The sequence below is a fragment of the Bacillus sp. RK1064 genome (assembly GCF_051488405.1).
In the GTDB taxonomy this organism is placed as follows: Bacteria; Bacillota; Bacilli; order Bacillales; family Bacillaceae; genus Bacillus.
In genome coordinates, this window is record NZ_JBPSCZ010000001.1 from 336,620 (window position 1) to 354,739 (window position 18,120).

General features: G+C 41.4%; 24 protein-coding genes. 19 read left to right on the forward strand and 5 right to left on the reverse strand.

Translation table 11 applies throughout. The features are described 5' to 3' along the window. Positions 1-6 precede the first annotated feature (6 nt). The 10 genes from ACSSTM_RS01905 to ACSSTM_RS01950 all read left to right on the forward strand — a co-directional run bounded on the left by ACSSTM_RS01905 (position 7) and on the right by ACSSTM_RS01950 (position 8,761). Positions 7-618, forward strand: a complete 612-nt coding sequence (locus tag ACSSTM_RS01905) for an HD domain-containing protein (RefSeq protein WP_034660990.1) — start codon at positions 7-9, stop codon at positions 616-618. A 30-nt stretch (positions 619-648) separates the two neighbouring features. After that, entirely contained in the window at positions 649-1,785 is a 1,137-nt protein-coding gene (locus ACSSTM_RS01910) for a conserved virulence factor C family protein (protein ID WP_034660989.1), read from the forward strand. A 307-nt stretch (positions 1,786-2,092) separates the two neighbouring features. Then, positions 2,093-3,769: a dihydroxy-acid dehydratase gene (ilvD, locus tag ACSSTM_RS01915; protein WP_012010311.1), complete on the forward strand. Its 1,677-nt coding sequence runs from the start codon at positions 2,093-2,095 to the stop codon at positions 3,767-3,769. Between the two features lie 82 nt (positions 3,770-3,851). Continuing rightward, on the forward strand, positions 3,852-4,286 hold the full coding sequence (locus tag ACSSTM_RS01920) for a BrxA/BrxB family bacilliredoxin (RefSeq protein WP_034660988.1): 435 nt from the start codon (positions 3,852-3,854) through the stop codon (positions 4,284-4,286). A gap of 66 nt (positions 4,287-4,352) precedes the next feature. Continuing rightward, complete coding sequence (locus ACSSTM_RS01925) at positions 4,353-5,141, forward strand: class I SAM-dependent methyltransferase (protein ID WP_106037920.1); 789 nt, start codon at positions 4,353-4,355, stop codon at positions 5,139-5,141. 433 nt (positions 5,142-5,574) lie between these two features. Beyond that, positions 5,575-6,192, forward strand: coding sequence for a YpjP family protein (locus ACSSTM_RS01930; RefSeq protein ID WP_034660985.1), 618 nt, complete (start codon positions 5,575-5,577; stop codon positions 6,190-6,192). Positions 6,193-6,210: 18 nt separating this feature from the next. Further along, positions 6,211-6,738, forward strand: coding sequence for a phosphatidylglycerophosphatase A family protein (locus ACSSTM_RS01935; protein ID WP_034660983.1), 528 nt, complete (start codon positions 6,211-6,213; stop codon positions 6,736-6,738). A gap of 103 nt (positions 6,739-6,841) precedes the next feature. Then, positions 6,842-7,636: a thymidylate synthase gene (locus ACSSTM_RS01940; RefSeq protein ID WP_064497497.1), complete on the forward strand. Its 795-nt coding sequence runs from the start codon at positions 6,842-6,844 to the stop codon at positions 7,634-7,636. After that, the gene (folA, locus tag ACSSTM_RS01945) at positions 7,633-8,118 is read left to right on the forward strand and encodes a type 3 dihydrofolate reductase (protein ID WP_034660981.1); all 486 of its coding nucleotides are present in this window, start codon (positions 7,633-7,635) and stop codon (positions 8,116-8,118) included. The genes ACSSTM_RS01940 and folA overlap by 4 nt, the downstream gene beginning before the upstream one ends. Positions 8,119-8,137: 19 nt before the next feature. Further along, entirely contained in the window at positions 8,138-8,761 is a 624-nt protein-coding gene (locus ACSSTM_RS01950) for a lysophospholipid acyltransferase family protein (protein ID WP_034660980.1), read from the forward strand. 35 nt (positions 8,762-8,796) lie between these two features. Here ACSSTM_RS01950 and trhA read toward each other — a convergent pair whose 3' ends face one another. Beyond that, positions 8,797-9,435 carry a PAQR family membrane homeostasis protein TrhA gene (trhA, locus tag ACSSTM_RS01955; protein ID WP_034660979.1) on the reverse strand — a complete coding sequence of 213 codons (639 nt, stop codon included), beginning with the start codon at positions 9,433-9,435 and terminating at the stop codon, positions 8,797-8,799. A gap of 13 nt (positions 9,436-9,448) precedes the next feature. Further along, positions 9,449-10,417, reverse strand: coding sequence for a sigma 54-interacting transcriptional regulator (locus ACSSTM_RS01960; protein WP_307499796.1), 969 nt, complete (start codon positions 10,415-10,417; stop codon positions 9,449-9,451). A 181-nt stretch (positions 10,418-10,598) separates the two neighbouring features. On the opposite strand from ACSSTM_RS01960, the gene ilvA reads away from it, so the two are divergent. The 7 genes from ilvA to ypmT all read left to right on the forward strand — a co-directional run bounded on the left by ilvA (position 10,599) and on the right by ypmT (position 15,426). Continuing rightward, on the forward strand, positions 10,599-11,867 hold the full coding sequence (gene ilvA / locus ACSSTM_RS01965) for a threonine ammonia-lyase IlvA (RefSeq protein ID WP_034661970.1): 1,269 nt from the start codon (positions 10,599-10,601) through the stop codon (positions 11,865-11,867). Positions 11,868-11,903: 36 nt separating this feature from the next. Then, positions 11,904-12,155, forward strand: a complete 252-nt coding sequence (locus ACSSTM_RS01970; protein ID WP_034660976.1) for a YpmP family protein — start codon at positions 11,904-11,906, stop codon at positions 12,153-12,155. Between the two features lie 187 nt (positions 12,156-12,342). Continuing rightward, on the forward strand, positions 12,343-13,185 hold the full coding sequence (locus tag ACSSTM_RS01975; RefSeq protein ID WP_034660975.1) for a DegV family protein: 843 nt from the start codon (positions 12,343-12,345) through the stop codon (positions 13,183-13,185). A 23-nt stretch (positions 13,186-13,208) separates the two neighbouring features. Then, positions 13,209-13,799 carry an SCO family protein gene (locus ACSSTM_RS01980; RefSeq protein ID WP_034661968.1) on the forward strand — a complete coding sequence of 197 codons (591 nt, stop codon included), beginning with the start codon at positions 13,209-13,211 and terminating at the stop codon, positions 13,797-13,799. Between the two features lie 69 nt (positions 13,800-13,868). Next, on the forward strand, positions 13,869-14,630 hold the full coding sequence (locus ACSSTM_RS01985; protein ID WP_034660974.1) for an SGNH/GDSL hydrolase family protein: 762 nt from the start codon (positions 13,869-13,871) through the stop codon (positions 14,628-14,630). A gap of 9 nt (positions 14,631-14,639) precedes the next feature. Further along, the gene (locus ACSSTM_RS01990; protein ID WP_034660973.1) at positions 14,640-15,206 is read left to right on the forward strand and encodes a YpmS family protein; all 567 of its coding nucleotides are present in this window, start codon (positions 14,640-14,642) and stop codon (positions 15,204-15,206) included. A 22-nt stretch (positions 15,207-15,228) separates the two neighbouring features. Beyond that, positions 15,229-15,426, forward strand: coding sequence for a protein YpmT (gene ypmT / locus ACSSTM_RS01995; protein WP_034660972.1), 198 nt, complete (start codon positions 15,229-15,231; stop codon positions 15,424-15,426). Between the two features lie 31 nt (positions 15,427-15,457). On the opposite strand, the gene ACSSTM_RS02000 is transcribed toward ypmT, so the two are convergent. From ACSSTM_RS02000 to ACSSTM_RS02010, 3 genes are all read right to left on the reverse strand, one after another. Beyond that, positions 15,458-16,174, reverse strand: a complete 717-nt coding sequence (locus tag ACSSTM_RS02000; RefSeq protein ID WP_252067779.1) for a DUF4397 domain-containing protein — start codon at positions 16,172-16,174, stop codon at positions 15,458-15,460. Between the two features lie 69 nt (positions 16,175-16,243). Further along, positions 16,244-16,504, reverse strand: a complete 261-nt coding sequence (locus tag ACSSTM_RS02005) for a hypothetical protein (protein WP_034660970.1) — start codon at positions 16,502-16,504, stop codon at positions 16,244-16,246. A gap of 54 nt (positions 16,505-16,558) precedes the next feature. After that, positions 16,559-16,990 (reverse strand): MarR family transcriptional regulator, encoded by a 432-nt coding sequence (locus ACSSTM_RS02010; protein ID WP_034660968.1) that lies wholly within the window; start codon positions 16,988-16,990, stop codon positions 16,559-16,561. A 137-nt stretch (positions 16,991-17,127) separates the two neighbouring features. Between ACSSTM_RS02010 and msrA the strand changes: the two genes are divergently transcribed. Then, positions 17,128-17,664 (forward strand): peptide-methionine (S)-S-oxide reductase MsrA, encoded by a 537-nt coding sequence (gene msrA / locus ACSSTM_RS02015; protein ID WP_034660967.1) that lies wholly within the window; start codon positions 17,128-17,130, stop codon positions 17,662-17,664. After that, the gene (msrB, locus tag ACSSTM_RS02020) at positions 17,661-18,092 is read left to right on the forward strand and encodes a peptide-methionine (R)-S-oxide reductase MsrB (RefSeq protein ID WP_095285300.1); all 432 of its coding nucleotides are present in this window, start codon (positions 17,661-17,663) and stop codon (positions 18,090-18,092) included. Before msrA ends, msrB begins: the two co-directional genes overlap by 4 nt. Positions 18,093-18,120 lie beyond the last annotated feature (28 nt).

An 18,120-nucleotide genomic window follows, 5' to 3' on the forward strand; every position in this document is an offset into this window, starting at 1 on the left:
ACAGTCATGCAGAAAAAACAATTGGAGGCAGCTGCCTCCTTTGTTTCAGATCAGCTGAAATATGAACCGACTGGACACGATGCGGCTCATATTGATCGTGTGCGCCAGCTTGCCCGCCAGATTGCTAATCAGGAAGGCGGCTCTCTTTTTATTATTGAAATGGCGGCGATTGTTCATGATGTCATTGATGAAAAGCTGTCGAGTGAATGGAAGCTTTCACCGCAACAACTTGAGCATCAGCTCCTTTCTTGGGAAGTTAATACGCGGGATATTCGTTATATCATGGATATCATTACCACGATGTCTTTTCGTCATCGACATAAGCAGAATAGGCCTATGACGTTAGAAGGGGCCATTGTTCAAGACGCAGATAGACTCGATGCGATAGGAGCAAGCGGTATTGCAAGAGTGTTTACTTATGCAGGCGCAAAAGGGGAGCCCCACTATACAAAGAACATGCAGCAGGGCTCCGTGCTAAAGCATATGGAAGAAAAATTGCTCAAATTAAAAGACTTGATGAACACCTCTGCAGGAAAGCAGCTTGCTGAGGAGCGGCATGAATTGATGAGCTTATTTATCAAGACGTGGAAAGAAGAATGCGGCCTTACAGATGAGTAGGGTCTTTATGTGTGTAAGGAGGATGTATAGATGAAAATAACAGCGATAGAACCGACGCCAAGTCCAAATACCATGAAGGTCATTTTGACAGAAGCACTTGCCGGCGGTAAAAGCAACAACTACAAAAAGGATCAAAAAGACGAAGCGCCAGAGATGATCAAGCGCATTTTGAACATTGAAGGTGTAAAAGGTGTTTATCATGTCGCAGATTTCTTAGCGGTCGAGCGTAATGCAAAGTTTGACTGGCAGGGCATTTTACAACAGGTGAGAGAAGCTTTTGGTCAAGAAACAGAAGGCCTTCAGGAAGGACCGCAGTCAGGCGGTGACACATTTGGCGAAGTCAAAGTGTTTGTCCAAATGTTTAATGGGATTCCGATGCAAGTCAAATTAACGGACGGTGAAAGAGAAGAGCGGTTCGGAATGCCTGAACGCTTCCAAGCAGCCATTTTAAAGCTCAGAAGCAGTTCAGACAATGTCGTATTTGAACGTGTGTGGAAAGAACATGGCGTTCGTTTTGGTGACTTTGCTGATATCGGCCAGGAAGTCACAGAAGAGCTGCAAGCAGCCTATGATGACGAGCGTTTAGCCCGCTTAACAGAGGCGGTCAAAGAAGGGCAAGAAGCCGTAGATAGACAGGTGAACCGAAAGGCATATGATGTAACAGAAGACATGCTGCGCGAGGAAGATTGGAAAAAGCGTTTTGCCCATTTAGAGCAAATGCAGCCAGAGCAAAAGGATATACCTGTTTTAATGAAAGCGATGGAGGACCCAAAAACATCCATTCGCAGACAAGCCGTTGTGAATGCTGGAATGATTGAAGATCCTGCTATACTGCCTATATTATATAAGGGACTTAAAGACAAAACTGTGACGGTCCGCAGAACCGCTGGAGACTGTATTTCAGACCTTGGTGACCCTAGCGCTATGGAAGCAATGATCGAAGCATTAAAGGATCCGAGTAAACTTGTCCGCTGGCGTGCAGCTATGTTCCTCTATGAAGAAGGTGACGAAACAGCACTTGACGCATTAAAAGAAGCTGAGCAAGACCCTGAATTTGAAGTCAGCCTTCAAGTGAAAATGGCGATTGAGCGCATTGAGCACGGAGAAGAAGCGAAAGGCTCTGTATGGAAGCAAATGACAGAAAGTAGAAAAAATGCATCAGAATGATGAGAAATATGAGCAAGCTGCCAATGAAAGGCAGCTTGTTTTTCTTAAAGTGATAGACAGAAAAATTTTTTTAGAAAAATTATTTTGAATATTGTTGAAATATGCGAAAAAACTCTATATAGTAGTACCAATATAGAATATTGGAGGTCAGATTTTATGACACGAACCTTGCTGAGCGCTAGTTTCAGCAGACATATGGGTCATCAGTCATTCATCGGTGGCTAAATAAACAGAAAATTTGTAAAATAAAATCAACTCAAAATCATGCAGTCAACAAGACTTGTAGTATAGGAGGCTTTTTAAACAGATGGCAGAACTACGCAGTAATATGATTAAACAAGGAATTGACAGAGCACCTCACCGAAGCTTACTAAGAGCGGCGGGGGTAAAGGATGAGGACTTCGGCAAGCCATTTATTGCCGTATGTAATTCCTATATTGATATTGTCCCAGGACATGTCCATCTTCAGGAATTCGGGAAAATTGTGAAAGAAGCCATTCGTGAAGCTGGCGGGGTCCCATTTGAATTCAATACGATTGGGGTCGATGATGGAATTGCGATGGGTCATATCGGGATGAGATATTCATTACCAAGCCGCGAAATCATTGCTGACTCTGTAGAAACCGTTGTATCTGCTCACTGGTTTGATGGAATGGTTTGTATTCCTAACTGCGATAAAATTACACCAGGGATGATGATGGCAGCGATGCGTGTCAATATTCCGACTGTCTTTGTCAGCGGTGGACCGATGGAAGCGGGTAGAACAAGTGATGGCAGAAAGATTTCTCTTTCTTCTGTATTTGAAGGCGTTGGTGCATACCAGTCAGGTAAAATTAACGAAGAGGAATTAAATGAATTAGAACAGTTTGGCTGTCCAACCTGCGGTTCTTGTTCAGGTATGTTTACAGCAAACTCAATGAACTGTTTAGCAGAGGCGCTTGGAATTGCTCTTCCTGGAAATGGAACGATTTTGGCTACATCACCAGAGCGAAGAGAATTTGCGAAAAAGTCAGCAAAACAACTGATGGAGCTCATTAAAAAGGATATTAAACCACGTGATATTGTTACTGAAAAAGCAATTGATAACGCATTTGCATTAGATATGGCACTTGGTGGTTCAACCAATACCGTTCTTCACACACTGGCGATCGCAAATGAAGCAGGTGTTGAATATTCACTTGAACGTATCAATGAAGTAGCTGAGCGTGTGCCTCATTTATCAAAACTTGCTCCAGCTTCGGATGTTTATATTGAGGATTTACATGAAGCAGGCGGCGTCACAGCTGCGCTAAATGAATTGTCCAAAAAAGAAGGCGCACTTCATTTAGATACAATGACCGTCACAGCGAAAACGCTTGGTGAGAACATTGCAGGACATGAGGTAAAAGACTATAACGTCATTTATCCAATCGATAAGCCATTTACTGAAAAGGGCGGCTTAGCCGTTTTATTTGGAAACCTTGCGCCAGATGGAGCCATCATTAAAACGGGCGGGGTACAAGATGGGATCACACGTCACGAAGGACCTGCGATCGTATTTGAATCCCAAGAAGAAGCTCTTGAAGGCATCATTAATAGAAAAGTAGAAGCAGGACATGTTGTCATTATTCGCTATGAAGGACCTAAAGGCGGACCTGGTATGCCAGAAATGCTTGCACCAACTTCACAAATTGTCGGCATGGGACTTGGGCCAAAGGTTGCTTTAATTACTGACGGACGTTTTTCCGGCGCTTCTCGTGGTTTGTCCATTGGACACGTCTCTCCAGAGGCAGCTGAAGGCGGCCCGCTCGCCTTTGTTGAAAATGGTGACCATGTCGTGGTTGATATTGAACAACGCATTTTAAGCGTCGATGTTCCAGAGGAAGAATGGGAAAAAAGAAAAGCAAACTGGAAAGGCTTTGAGCCAAAAGTGAAAACTGGCTATCTTGCTAGATATTCAAAACTTGTGACATCAGCCAATACAGGCGGAATCATGAAAATTTAATCTGATATGGAAGATTTGAAAATTGGCTCTCTCTATAGTATCCTTTATTCACAACATAAGGATTTTTAGAGGGGGCTTTTTTATGTCAATGGCATATGAAGAATATATGCGCCAGCTCGTTGTGCCAATGCGCCAAGAGCTGACAAGTGCAGGATTTCAAGAACTTAAGACGGAAGAAGAAGTAGAACAAACCATGCAAGAAGCTGAAGGAACAACATTTGTTGTCATTAATTCTGTATGCGGATGTGCTGCCGGATTAGCACGCCCAGCAGCGACTCAAGCTGTGATGAAGGCAGAAAAAGCTCCAGACAGAATCGTCACAGTATTTGCTGGGCAGGATCGGGAAGCAACGGCAAAAATGAGAGAATACTTCACGGGTGAAGAGCCATCATCTCCTTCTATGGCCCTTTTAAAAGGAAATGAACTCGTTCATTTTATCCCGCGTGACGAAATTGAAGGTCATGAAATGGAAGATATCATGAAAAATGTCTTAACTGCATTCGAAAAACATTGCTAATACAAGTGTTGAAATGCCCTGTGATCAGATCAGGGCATTTTTTCTTGATCATGATGGAGGAACAATATGCTCATTACAACAAGCTTTAGAGCAAATGAACAAACGATTGAAACAGCGAAGGCTCTTGCAGAGGATTTACATGGTGAGTATGTAGAAAGACGCAAACAATCCGTCAAGCAGCTTGCGATGAAACGAGGAGATGTACTTGTTGTCGGGAAAGAAAGATTCGAATGGTATCAGCCCAATGGTGAAAAGTTCTTTTTTCATCCAAGCTCAGCGATGTTCAGGGTGAAGCGGCTCTTGCGCGGAGAAAAGGATCCTTTAATCGAAGCAGCCCAGCTAAAGCCGGGAGATTCCTTTTTAGATTGCACACTTGGCTTAGGGTCTGATGCTATTACTGCAAGCTGTGCGATAGGCAGGAATGGAAGGGTCGTCGGTATAGAAAAGAATCCCATTACGGCGTTACTAGTGCGAGAAGGACTGAACACATGGGAGACAGGGATAGAAGAAGCAGATGAAGCGATGAAACGGATATCTGTGATCAGTGGAGACAGTATCGAGCAGCTAAAGCAGTGTCCTGACCGTTCATTTGATATTGTCTATTTTGATCCGATGTTTGAGGAAACGATTCAAGAATCTACAAGTATAGCGCCGCTGCGTCATGCGGCAGAGCACCACTTTGATCACGAAATAGCCGTGCAAGAGGCGTTAAGAGTGGCAAGAAAAAGAGTGGTTTTAAAAGATCATTGGAAAAGTACACGATTTACAGCGGAATCCTATCAATTTCACGTCATAAAACGAAAAACAGCCCAATTTCATTATGGTTATATTGAGAAAGAAAAAAGCCCTCACTAAGGGCTTTTACAGCGTGTAGACAAACCCTTGCATTCGTTGTCAGTCCTGCGCTCCGGTATTCACGAATGTCAAATTCGCTCCATTCCAGTGCTCGTCCTTCCTAGACTTCAAAGGTTTTCTATCACGCTGAATAGAAGACAAAGGGCTAAAATCAAGATTATTTTAGCCCTTTGTCAACAATCTGAAAAAGCCCTTTTAAGGGCTTTTAATCCGTAATCTCCATATAGATAAAATAAAACAGTGTCAGCAAGGAAGCTGTGATGAAAAACCCTTCAAGCATACCCATTCCTCCCAAATTTTAGTCGTCATTACTGTCATTGTAAACGTTTTATTATGAAAAAGAAAGTCTCAAATCAGTGACCAAATTGAATGACTGAAAATTCATTATATGCTAGAATAGCAGTATGATAACTTATGGAAGGAATTAGATATCATGAAGATGTGGATGAGAAAAACGCTTGTTGCGCTCTTTACAATTGCAACTTTTGGTTTGATCTCTCCTCCGTCGGCTTTGATGACAGACAAGCCATCTGAACTTTCTTCATCTGATAAAACGCCTTATACAGCGGTTTATGATACATCAGATGAATTGCGCAGCTGGGAACTATCGCAAGAGGGCAACAAAGAGCAGGTAGACCCCTTTGAGCAATATAAGGAGGAGGTTCTATCAAGTGCAGAAAATCAATCCTTTCTCAAATTCGGCCGTAAAATCACACCTGTCATTGAAGACGAGTACAGAGAAGAGATTCAACCGAAAATTGAACAAGTGTTAACCGATGTTTTAACAAATTTCAAAGATGACGAAAAATTTCAAGATGTTGTGTTAACTGATCAGCCTTCAAGCGGAAATGGCGAAAAAATCTTCCACATCTACAACCGGAAGACTGGAGAAGATTTGCTCCGTTTTCATGTGAGAAGAGATCAGCCGCCACACAGCGGATATTGGTTTAACTTTCACTACCATACAGCAGAAGATGGATTCCAGACGCATCATGAACTCGGTAATATTTACTGGGACAAAAACACCCCGCCGAGCTGGATGAGCCACTAGAAGGAGATGTCATGCCAATTGAAAAAGTATACAATGAACGAAATGGTGCAGATTACAAAACAAATGTTAAACGAACGTGGAGTGAAAATTGAAGATATTGCACATATTGTGCTAAAGCTTCAAGAAAAATATCATCCAAACCTTCCACTTAGTGTCTGTATTGAAAATGTTGAAAAAGTGTTGAATAAAAGGGAAATTGTCCATGCGGTTTTAACAGGACTTGCCCTTGATCAGCTGGCTGAAAAAAAGCTATTGCCAGAACCATTGCAGCACTTAGTAGAAACAGACGAGCCGCTATATGGTATTGATGAAATTATTCCGCTTTCCATTGTCAATGTATATGGATCAATCGGTTTGACCAACTTCGGTTATTTAGATAAAGAGAAATTTGGTATTATCAGGGAATTAGATGAAGGTCGTCCAGGTGAAGTGCATACCTTCCTTGATGACCTTGTCGCCGCGCTTGCCGCAGCAGCAGCTAGCCGTATTGCTCACTCACACCAAGATATTAAGGACGAAGAGCAGGATCGAGTGAATCAAGTATAAAAAGAAAAAGATGTCTGCTCATCATGCAGGCATGTTTTTTTGGTTTAAACAAAAGCAGAAATAAGGTAAACTACAACAAGAACATAAATAAAGGATGAAAAAAATGAAACAATACAAAGAGTTATGCCGTCATGTATTACAGCACGGGGATGAAAAAGGTGACAGAACGGGAACAGGTACAATCAGCACGTTCGGTTACCAGATGAGATTTGATTTGCAGGAAGGATTTCCGCTTTTAACAACAAAGAAATTGCACCTGAAATCAATTATTCATGAGTTACTGTGGTTTTTAAAAGGTGATACAAATGTCAAATATCTTCAGGAAAATGGCGTCCGGATTTGGAACGAATGGGCAGATGAAAATGGCGAACTGGGCCGTGTGTACGGAGCGCAGTGGCGATCTTGGGCTAGTGGGGACGGTGAGACTGTGGATCAGATCACAAAGCTGATCCACGATATCGAGCATAATCCGAATTCAAGAAGACTGATCGTCAGCGCTTGGAACCCGGGTGAAATTGATCAAATGGCGCTGCCTCCATGTCATTGTCTGTTTCAATTTTACGTATCAAACGGGAAGCTTTCCTGCCAGCTTTATCAAAGATCGGCAGATATCTTTTTAGGCGTGCCATTTAATATTGCTTCATATGCCCTTCTCACGATGATGATTGCCAAAGTTACAAATCTTGAGCCAGGAGAGTTTATTCATACGCTAGGAGATGCTCATATTTATCAGAATCATCTTCCGCAGGTGAAAATGCAGCTAGAGCGCGAGGAACGCACGCTTCCGCAGCTTCGCATCACAAGAGATGTGAAAAGCATTTTTGATTTCACGTTCGATGATTTTGTACTTGAGAACTATGACCCGCACCCGCATATCAAAGGAGAAGTCAGTGTATGATTTCAATGATTGTGGCGACAGGAAAAGACAGAGTCATTGGTCAAGATAATCAAATGCCTTGGCATTTACCAGCTGATTTAGCGTATTTTAAGAAGGTCACAGGCGGCCATACGATTGTCATGGGCAGAAAAACGTTTGAATCAATCGGACGAGCGCTTCCTAACCGCCGTAATATCGTTTTGACGACAAGTTCTTCTTTTGAAGCAGAAGGATGCGAGGTTGTCCATTCCATTGCTGATATTTTGGCAATCGGGGAGAACGAGACAGAGTTATTTATCATCGGCGGGTCTAAGCTGTATGAAGAAATGATGCCATATGCGAATCGTCTATATATCACGCATATTCACCATGCGTTTGAAGGAGACCGCTACTTTCCTGATTACAATGAAAACGAATGGACGGTTGTATCACGCGAAAAAGGCCATCGTGACGAAAAGAACCCCTACAATTATGAATTTGTCGTTTATGACAAAAAAGGATAAATGAGTAGGAGGAGTACGGTTGTTTCGTTATTGGTTTTTAACGATTTATGTTGCCCTATCCATTTTTAAAAGTATGAGGCATTTGCATGCCCATGAATTAACTGATCCGCGCATTTCCTATACGAAACGAATGCATCTCATTCATGAGCATGCAAAAAGGTTTGCCCGGGGCTGTATTGATCAGTCAGGATCAGTCATGACCATTCACCAGCAAAAGAAGCTGCCAGATGGACCCGTTATTTATATCACACAGGCACTGAATCCAGTCACGACGACATTATTGATTGGTCACCTTGAGAAGCCATTTGCTTTCATGGCAAAGCCGAATCTTTTTCGATATCCCATTTTAAAACAATGGCTGAAGAAGATGGCGGTTATTCATCAGAATCAATCTGATGATGCCTTATTAGAAGAAGCAAAGGAAAGAATCTTATCTGGGCAGAGCGTATTGCTTTCAGAAGCACAGCGTCACATGGCAGAGGCACTTGCTGAAGATTGTGATTGTCCGCTTGTACCGATTGAAACAAGTGGAACGGATCGTCTATTAACTGGGAAAGTCGTGAAAAGGCTGCGCCCTGTTAATGTTGATATTCATATTAAAGCACCTGTCATGATGAGTGATTACGCCCAAAAGCGCGCATAGAAAAACCAGCATCCGAAAGTGGATGCTGGTTTTTTTCATGCAGCAGGAATGTTCACACAATAGAAGAGAATGCAGAAGAACATCGATGCACTGCCGCCGAGTACAAAGCTGTGCCAAATGGCATGATGATAGGGGATTTTCCGCCAAATATAAAAGATGGTTCCGACTGAATACAATAGACCGCCTAACAGTAAGAGGCCAAATCCTGCGCCCGTTAACCCAATGTAAAGTGGTTTGATGGCAATGATAATCATCCAGCCCATTAATAAATAAACGAGCGTGGACACAATGATAAACCGTTTGACGAAAAAGATTTTAAAGACAATTCCGCCAGCAGCAAGCGCCCATACAATCGCAAGAAGCGTATAGCCTAGTGCGCCTTTTAATGGTCCTAGTAAAAAGGGCGTATATGTACCAGCAATCAATACATAAATAGCCGAGTGGTCGAGGATTTCAAATACATCTTTTGTTTTTTTGTGCCGAATGCTATGAAGCAAGGTCGAGCTTAAATAGAGCAGCAGCATGGATGCGCCAAATATCGAAAAGCTGATGATCTCTGTGACAGTGCCGTATTGAACAGCGAATAACACGAGAAAAACAATGGCTGGTATGGATAAAATAACGCCAATGCCATGTGTAATGGCGTTTGCAATTTCTTCTTTTACAGTAAACATGGATGTCCTCCTTTTATTGAACCGGTATATAACCATCAAGTGACTTCAGGAATGAAAGACCTTCAAGTGTAATCTTCGTGCCAGCCCTGCCTTTTCCTTTTGTCACGTATGCTTTTTTCTCAAGGTCATCTAATCGGCTTCTCACCTGCTGAGGAGTCAGCGGAATGTCGCCTTGTTTGCTTAATTCAGACAAGATGCGTCTGCTGGCTGCTTCACCTTTCTCATTGAGAGACTTAATGGCTTCCAGCAGGAAAACAAACTCTTGTTTTTCCATTAGTGTGAGCTGGTGTTCTTCCTTTTTTCCTTTTACGTCCGGCGAAAGAGGTGTTAACACAAAAGGCGGCAGGTGGTGTAAAAATACCGTTTGCCCCTCGAGAATGACTGCAGCATAATGAACGATATTTTTGAGTTCCTGTACGTTTCCTTCAAACGGATACTCCTGCAAGGTTTCCCAAACACTTTGATCAATATCAGGCGTCATGCTCAGCTCCTGAAAGAAAGCAGTTGTTAACACAGGAATGTCTGTTTTTCGCTCTGCTAATGACGGCAGGGGCAAATGAAAAACATTTAAACGATAAAACAGCTCAGGTAAAAAGGTAGATGACACCCTCAATGCCTCTATTGATAAAGACGAAGTGGCAATGATTTTTGTTGCAAAAGATGTTTCTAGAAAACGAATGACCTGATGTTGCATAGGAATACTTAATGCGGCGATTTCGTCTAAATAAAGAATTTGACGGGTCTTTTCCGTGAAGGCTTTCTGTAAGGTATCTTCATCTAAGACGGGGCAATATAGATGTGTCAGTGAAGCGTTTGGAGCAGCTGCATTTGCAATTTCCTGGGCAAATAGTGTTTTGCCTGTGCCAATTTCTCCTGTTATCAAGACCGGCTGCTCGTGTTTTGTGAATTGCTTTGCCAGATGAATGGCACGCTTCATTTCTTGATGCTCTCCATATATAGACGTAAACGAATGTGTGGTCATCGGGTGATTCCTTTCTTTATGGTTCTAATTGGTTCAATTGTAACACCCAATAAAACCAAATGTACAGAAAAACGAAAAAGTTTATGAAATTTATGCTTGATCCATGATCTATTGGTTTATTTTTTGAATATTCATGTTATAATGACAAATTAAATAAGGTTAAAGAGAAAGGATCTTGTACATGAAACCGTTGCTCAAAGAAAACACGCTAATTCAAGTGAAAGACATTTTAAAGGCCCATCAAAATTTGAAGGATGTAGTGATTCATACACCTCTTCAAAAAAATGAGCGACTTTCTGAACGATATGAATGTAATGTCTACTTAAAAAGAGAGGATCTTCAAGTAGTTCGTTCCTTTAAATTAAGAGGCGCTTTTAATAAAATGAGCCAGCTTCCAAAAGATAAACTAGAAAACGGCATTGTCTGTGCAAGTGCAGGAAATCACGCACAGGGTGTTGCCTATTCTTGTAAATATTTAGGGATCCACGGGAAAATCTTTATGCCTGCCACGACACCAAGGCAAAAAGTATCTCAAGTGGAGCTTTTCGGAAAAGAATATGTTGAAATTATCTTAACCGGAGATACGTTTGATGATTCATATCATGAAGCAGTAAAATGCGGAGATGAAGAGAAGCGCGAGTTTATCCATCCGTTTGATGATTTGGATGTGATGGCAGGACAAGGAACGACTGCTGTAGAAATATTAAATGATATCGAAGTGGAGCCTCACTTTTTATTTGCAAGTGTTGGAGGTGGAGGTCTGTTATCTGGAGTTGGTACATATATCAAAAATATCGCCCCAGAAACCGAAATCATTGCAGTCGAACCACTTGGCGCAGCTTCACTCCATGCTTCCCATGAAAAGGGCAAGGTTGTGACACTTGATTCAATTGATAAGTTTGTAGACGGAGCAGCGGTTCAGCGGATTGGCGAAAAGACGTTTACATCGCTTCAGTCCGTTGTCGATAAAATCAGTCTTGTACCTGAAGGAAAAGTATGTACAACCATTTTAGAGCTGTATAATCAATGTGCGATTGTAGCAGAGCCGGCAGGCGCACTGCCGATCGCAGCGCTGGATGCCCATCGCGAGGAGATTAAAGGGAAAAATGTTGTCTGTATTGTCAGTGGAGGAAATAATGACATTGGCAGAATGCAGGAAATCAAAGAACGGTCGATGATCTATGAAGGGCTTCAACATTATTTCATTGTCAATTTTCCGCAAAGAGCAGGAGCGCTTCGGGAATTTTTAGATGAAGTATTAGGTCCAAATGATGATATCTCACGCTTTGAATATACGAAAAAGAATAACCGAAGCAAAGGCCCCGCGCTTGTTGGCATCGAATTGAATGAAAGAGATGACTATGCGGCACTGATTGAACGGATGAATAAAAAAGGCTTCCATTATGTTGAAGTGAATAAAGATCAAGATTTATTCCACCTATTTATTTAGGCCTAACAGAACATTGGAAAAGAGGATTGATCGTTTGTGCTGCTCAAAACAATATGTTTTAGACGGATGGATGGAGCTCAGATCAAGGTAACAGAAGTCCCTGTACTAAAGGGAGATGAGACGTATGGTTTCATGCTCACCTTTAGACTTGAAGCTTTCTTGAAAAAAGTCTATGTATCTAAAGGAAAGAGAGCTGTATACTCTTTCAGAGAGGATGTGAAACGTAACGTCAAGTGGAGCACATATGAGCAGATCTATCAGGAGCCTACACTGAAACACAATGCGTAAATAGAAATCTTTGTCAAGTGGAGTGAGCGGCCGTTTTGAAATGACAGCTGCTCAGCTTGGCAAAGATTTTTTTCATAAAAAGAAGAAAATGTGACAATTTTAAAAACGTCATGACAGTTGTTTTCAAGTATGCACGAAATAAGGTAATATCATAAGTAAAGACTAAGACAGCAAGGATGAGACGATAGTGAAACAAATTAAAATTGTAACAGATTCAACTGTGGACCTTCCGCAAGAAAAAATCAATGATCTATCCATTCACGTGATTCCGCTCAATATCTCCATTTCTGGGGTTGATTATATTGACCGAGTGAATATACAGCCAGATGAATTTATTGAAAAAATGGAGGCCGCTGAGGAATTGCCGAAAACGTCTCAACCTGCGATCGGTCAATTCGTCGAATTATATGAAAAGCTCACAGCAGATGGAAGCGAAGTCATTAGTATCCATTTAACGGGTGGGATGAGTGGTACTGTTCAAACTGCTGAAAGCGCTTCGAAAATGGTAGACGGAAACATCACGGTGATTGATTCAAATTTTATTTCCTATGGGTTAGGTTTTCAAGTCAGCAAAGCAGCAGAGCTTGCAAAAAATGGTGCAAGCCGTGAAGACATCATCAAAGAAATGGATAAAATCCGTCTTAAAACAAAGCTATTTGTCACAATCGATACATTAGAAAATCTCGTGAAAGGTGGAAGAATTGGAAGAGGAAAGGCGCTGATCGGCTCACTTCTTCATATCAAACCAATTGCCAGCTTAACGGATGGGGTATACACGCCGGAAGCGAATGTGAGAAGCTATTCTGCTCTTGTCCGCTATTTGACCAAACAGTATGTACAGGCCGTGAAAGGAAAAACAGTTCAAGCCATTGGGATAGCGCATGCAGATGCATTAGAACTCGCTGAAAAGCTCAAATCAGCGCTGCTTGATCACACACCTGAAGCACTTGTTGACATCGCCTACACAACACCGATTATTTCGTGTCACACTGGAAAAGGCGCAATAGGCTTTACTTTTTATACCGATTGATTGAAAAAGGGGATGGACGTACCATGCTTAAAAAAAGGGGAGCCTCACTTGGTGCGCTTATTATCATAAGCGTGCTTCTTTTAGTCTCATGTTCAAATGGACAAATCAAAGATGCGTTAAATTATCAAATACAGCCGTTTGAGTATGAAAATCAGGATGGTCAAAAGGTGTCATTGGATGATTTGAAGGGGAAAGTATGGGTTGCAGATTTTATTTTCACAAGCTGTGAAACGATCTGTCCGCCGATGACTGCTCATATGACAGAGCTGCAAAAACGGTTAAAAGAAGAAAAATTGGATGCGCATATCATTTCCTTTAGCGTGGACCCGGAGGTAGACTCACCGAATAAGCTAAAAGAATTTGCAAAAGCATATCCATTGTCCTTTAAAAATTGGGATTTTCTCACTGGCTATTCACAGTCCGCAATCGAAAAATTCGCAATGAAGAGCTTTAAAACCATTGTGAAGAAACCTGAAGATGAAGACCAAGTGATTCATCAGTCATTGTTTTTCCTAGTTGATCAAGAAGGGAAAGTGATGAAAAATTATGATGGCGTACAAAATACACCTTATGATGAAATTATCAAGGACATCAAAACGCTGAATCGAAGCTAGCATAAGGATGTTCAAATGAGCGAAAACATGATACACTTTTTTAATCAGAAAAAGGAGGGACATCATCGTTTGAAGGCTCGTTTGATTTTGATTGTGATGTCTCTAGCTTTTGTTCTTTCTGCATGTTCCGCGCAAGAGGCTGGCATAAAGGATAAACTAGAAGACACACAAGACGTAAAAGAACATATTACGATCGCAGCGGTTGGAGATTCCTTAACAGAAGGAATCGGAGATCAACATAAAAAAGGATATGCAGGCATGACCCGTGACAAGTTAGAAGCGGTGGACGGCGTGCAATCTGTCACATTAAAAAATTATGCCATTAAAGGCAGTAGAACGGTAGATTTATTAAAAAGATTAAAAGAAAAAAAGGTGCAAGACGGACTGAAAGACGCTGACTATATTTTCTTTACGATCGGCGGCAATGACTTAATGCATGTTGTCCATCAAAATGTGCTCAATTTGACGTTTGCTCCTTTTCAAAAAGAGCAGGGTCCTTTTGAGGAGCGCTTTAAAACCATTCTTGCTCAATTGAGACAGCACAATGATCATGCGAAGATCATGTATGTCAGCATGTACAATCCCTTTAAGTTCAGTTTGTCTGAGCTGCGAGATATTGATGAAGTCGTCAAAGATTGGAATGCCGCTGCCAAAAAGGAACTGAAAAAAGACGGCAACGCTGATATGATCAATGTAGCAGATTTATTTGAGGAAGATTCTGATGAAAAATTACTGGCAGATGATGATTTCCACCCAAACCAAAAGGGGTACTCTCTTATGGCAAATCGTTTATTCTCCAAAGTGAAAAAAGAAGGACTGCCGAAGGAATAGGGTGAACGTATGAAAAAGTGGAAAAGCTTATTTTTTATTTTACTTGCAATCAATCTATTGATTGTTCTTGCCTGCGGTATTTTGATGATGCTGCCAGGCGGTCAATCCGCTTCAACTAAAGAATTAAAAAGCGAGTATTCTTTTAATATATCTAGCTCAAAGGAATCGCTCACCAGCTTTATCAATGATTACTTGAAAAATCAAGGATCAAGTGATATGCCAGATTTTCATGTGGCGATCGATCAAGATGTGAAAGTAACAGGCGCAATTAAAGCTTTCTCTTCGACTATTGATGCAAACGTCTCTTTTACGCCAACTGTCGAAGATAATGGTGATGTGCTGTTGAAAGTGGATGGCCTTTCAATTGGACAATTGAGCATTCCGATTAGTTTTGTTTTAAGCTACATGGGCCAGTTCTATGAACTGCCAGAATTCGTTCATGTGAAACCGGATCAAAAAACGGTTGAAGTACGCCTTTCAGAAATGCCACTGACGAATGATATGTATGTGAAAGCAAACAAAATTGATCTAGAGAACGATGAAATTGAGTTCTCATATTATCATCCAAAGCAATAGAAAGTGAGTCAGGAGTGAAATCATGAAGCGAGTCTATCAATATTTTAGTTTACTGTCGCTTTTATTTGCTGCGTACTTTGGCATTACAGCTGCCACTGATTTAAGAGCAGAAAATATCGATCAGTTTTACTTAAATATTGCCTATTGTGCATTATTTCTAGGTATCATGATTCTTGCTTTTGATTTTCAAAAGCAAGAAAAAGCTGAAGATGTCTCGTAAAGAGCCTTTTCCATTGAGGAAAGGCTCTTTTTTATATTTGCTGAGACAAGACCACCTTCGCCATAAGCTCTGGCTCTCCGTTAGCAAAGCCATGAAGCAGAATAAGGTATGCGCGATTTGCTTGCAGATGAACTTTGGGGATATCAAGCAGTATACTTTGAGTGCCAGCAGCTTTCAATTCAAAATGATATTTATTCGGGGAGAAATGATGAATGTGAGTGCCGTTTACATAATGAAGCTCCTTTGATAACACCCCTTGATCACGTTCATATATATCAATGGAAGGAAGGTCTGGAGACAGATGGACAAATGTAAGGGCTGACAGGTCCTCGTGTTGAATCACAGGGTCTTGCCGCTCTGTCAGCAGCGCAAAACCTGCATGAGCACCTGTGATACATAGGGTGTAAATCTCGCTACGTTTAATCATCATGCAAGAATGAAGAACTCTTTCTTTTGTAGCCAGCTTGAACACTTCTATCTCATAAATTCCCTCATCCCACTCCATATAAGCTGTCAAATGACTGTAAGGCATTTTTTTCAAGACCTCATTCCGATTCACATATACAGCGAGCTCACTAAGATCTGGTGCAGCGTGAAAGAGCCGAATAAAGGCTTTAGATGAAAGGCTGCTTTGAGGGTGCTCGAAGCCCGCAGCGAGTGGACGGTATGGAAAGTCATGATAAGAGAGCTGCTGCATGTCATCAATCCCTACTTTCTTATGCGATGGTGTTTTTTGTAGCGTATGCATGAAAAAGGCGATCTGTATAGGCAAAAGAAGCATAGAAAAAAGCCTGACGTTTTCCGTCAGGCCCGCAAGTTAAGAAGGAGAAGAATATTGATGATATTCGGCTAGCTTAATGAACGTTTTTTCATCCTCAATTAAACCACAAACGCCGCACTGGACTTTTATTTGAGGACCTTGATAGCTCACGTGAAAAGGAGAAAGCTGCTCTCCTTCGTATCTTTCGACAACTGCTCCGGTCGCAGGATCCAGCTTCACAGGTTCTGAAAGCTGCTCAATCAGATTAAAGCGAGTTCTGTTTGTTTTACAGTTTGGACAAAGATAAGGGCTTGTCATGGTTCATTCCACCTCTTTTTATCCGTAGCATGTCCAGAGCGCTAAAATCTATGCTTAATCCTTTTGACTTTTATCCAGCTTTTTAAATAATTTGATCATTGTTTTCAGTTCTTCGTCGTCGAATGACTCAAATCGCTCCATAAAGTATTCTGTTTTCTTTTTCTCAAAATGCTCAGTAATTTCCTTACCCTTATCGGTTAAGTGGATTTTGATGATGCGGCGATCCTCTTTAGAACGGATACGGGTAATCCAGCCCTTTTCTACGAGTGTGTCGGTCACAGCTGTGATATGGCTTGCTGACACCCCTAGAATGGACGCAAATTCCGTTACTTTTTTTGCACCTTGCTCACGAAGCAGATTTAAAATGAGAAATTCATTCCGAGATAATTCGTTTTCGAGCAGGCTGTTAATCTCATAACGGATCTGCTTAAATACGGTTCTCAGTAAAGAATCCATTTCATACATCATTTGTTTTCTTTGTTCCAATCATTAAACCCCCATTATATTTTAAGATACGACAGAATGCTTTCTTTTATTTTAGGTATACAAGTCGTATCATTTTCATTATTTTTCATCATGTTATAATATGATGATACCATTTTTTAAATGAAGGGGGCACTAATATGTCTGAAAAACAAGAATTAGCCACATTTGCAGGAGGCTGCTTCTGGTGTATGGTTAAACCTTTTGATGAACAGCCGGGCATTATCAAAGTTGAATCAGGGTATACTGGCGGACATACAGTGAATCCGACCTATGAGGAAGTATGTACAAATACAACGGGACATAGAGAAGCGGTTCAAATCACGTTTGATCCAGACGTTTTCCCGTATGAAAAGCTATTAGAACTGTATTGGCAGCAAATAGACCCAACAGATGATGGAGGGCAATTTGGTGATAGAGGAGAGTCCTACCGCACAGGTATTTATGTTCATCATGACGAGCAGAGAAAGCTTGCAGAAGCATCGAAAGAGAAGCTGAACGAAAGCGGCACTTTCCAAAAGCCAATTGTGACAGAAATTTTAGATGCTGGTCCTTTTTATCCCGCAGAGGAATATCATCAGCATTATTATAAAAAGAACAAAATGCACTACGAACGATATCATGTCGGTTCGGGCAGAGCGGGTTTTATTGAGTCCCATTGGAGTGATAAATCATGACAAACGAAAAAGAAAAGCGTCTGAAAGAATTAAACCGAATGCAGTTCGAAGTCACGCAAAATAATGGCACTGAGCCGCCATTTCAAAATGAATTCTGGGATCACAAAGAAGAAGGCATTTATGTGGATATCATTTCAGGCAAGCCGCTTTTTTCATCTTTAGATAAGTTTGATGCCCATTGCGGCTGGCCGAGTTTCACAAAGCCGCTTGAAGATGAGGAAGTAGCGGAGAAGGTGGATACGAGCCATGGGATGGTGCGGACAGAGGTGCGCAGCAAAACAGCTGATTCTCATCTAGGTCATGTCTTTCCTGATGGTCCAGGACCAAATGGTCTTCGGTATTGTATTAACTCAGCCGCTTTGAAGTTTATCCCAAAAGATGATCTTGAAAAAGAAGGCTATGGGGATTTGATACATCTATTTGATTGATCTATTTAAAAATCGTCACATGGAAGGC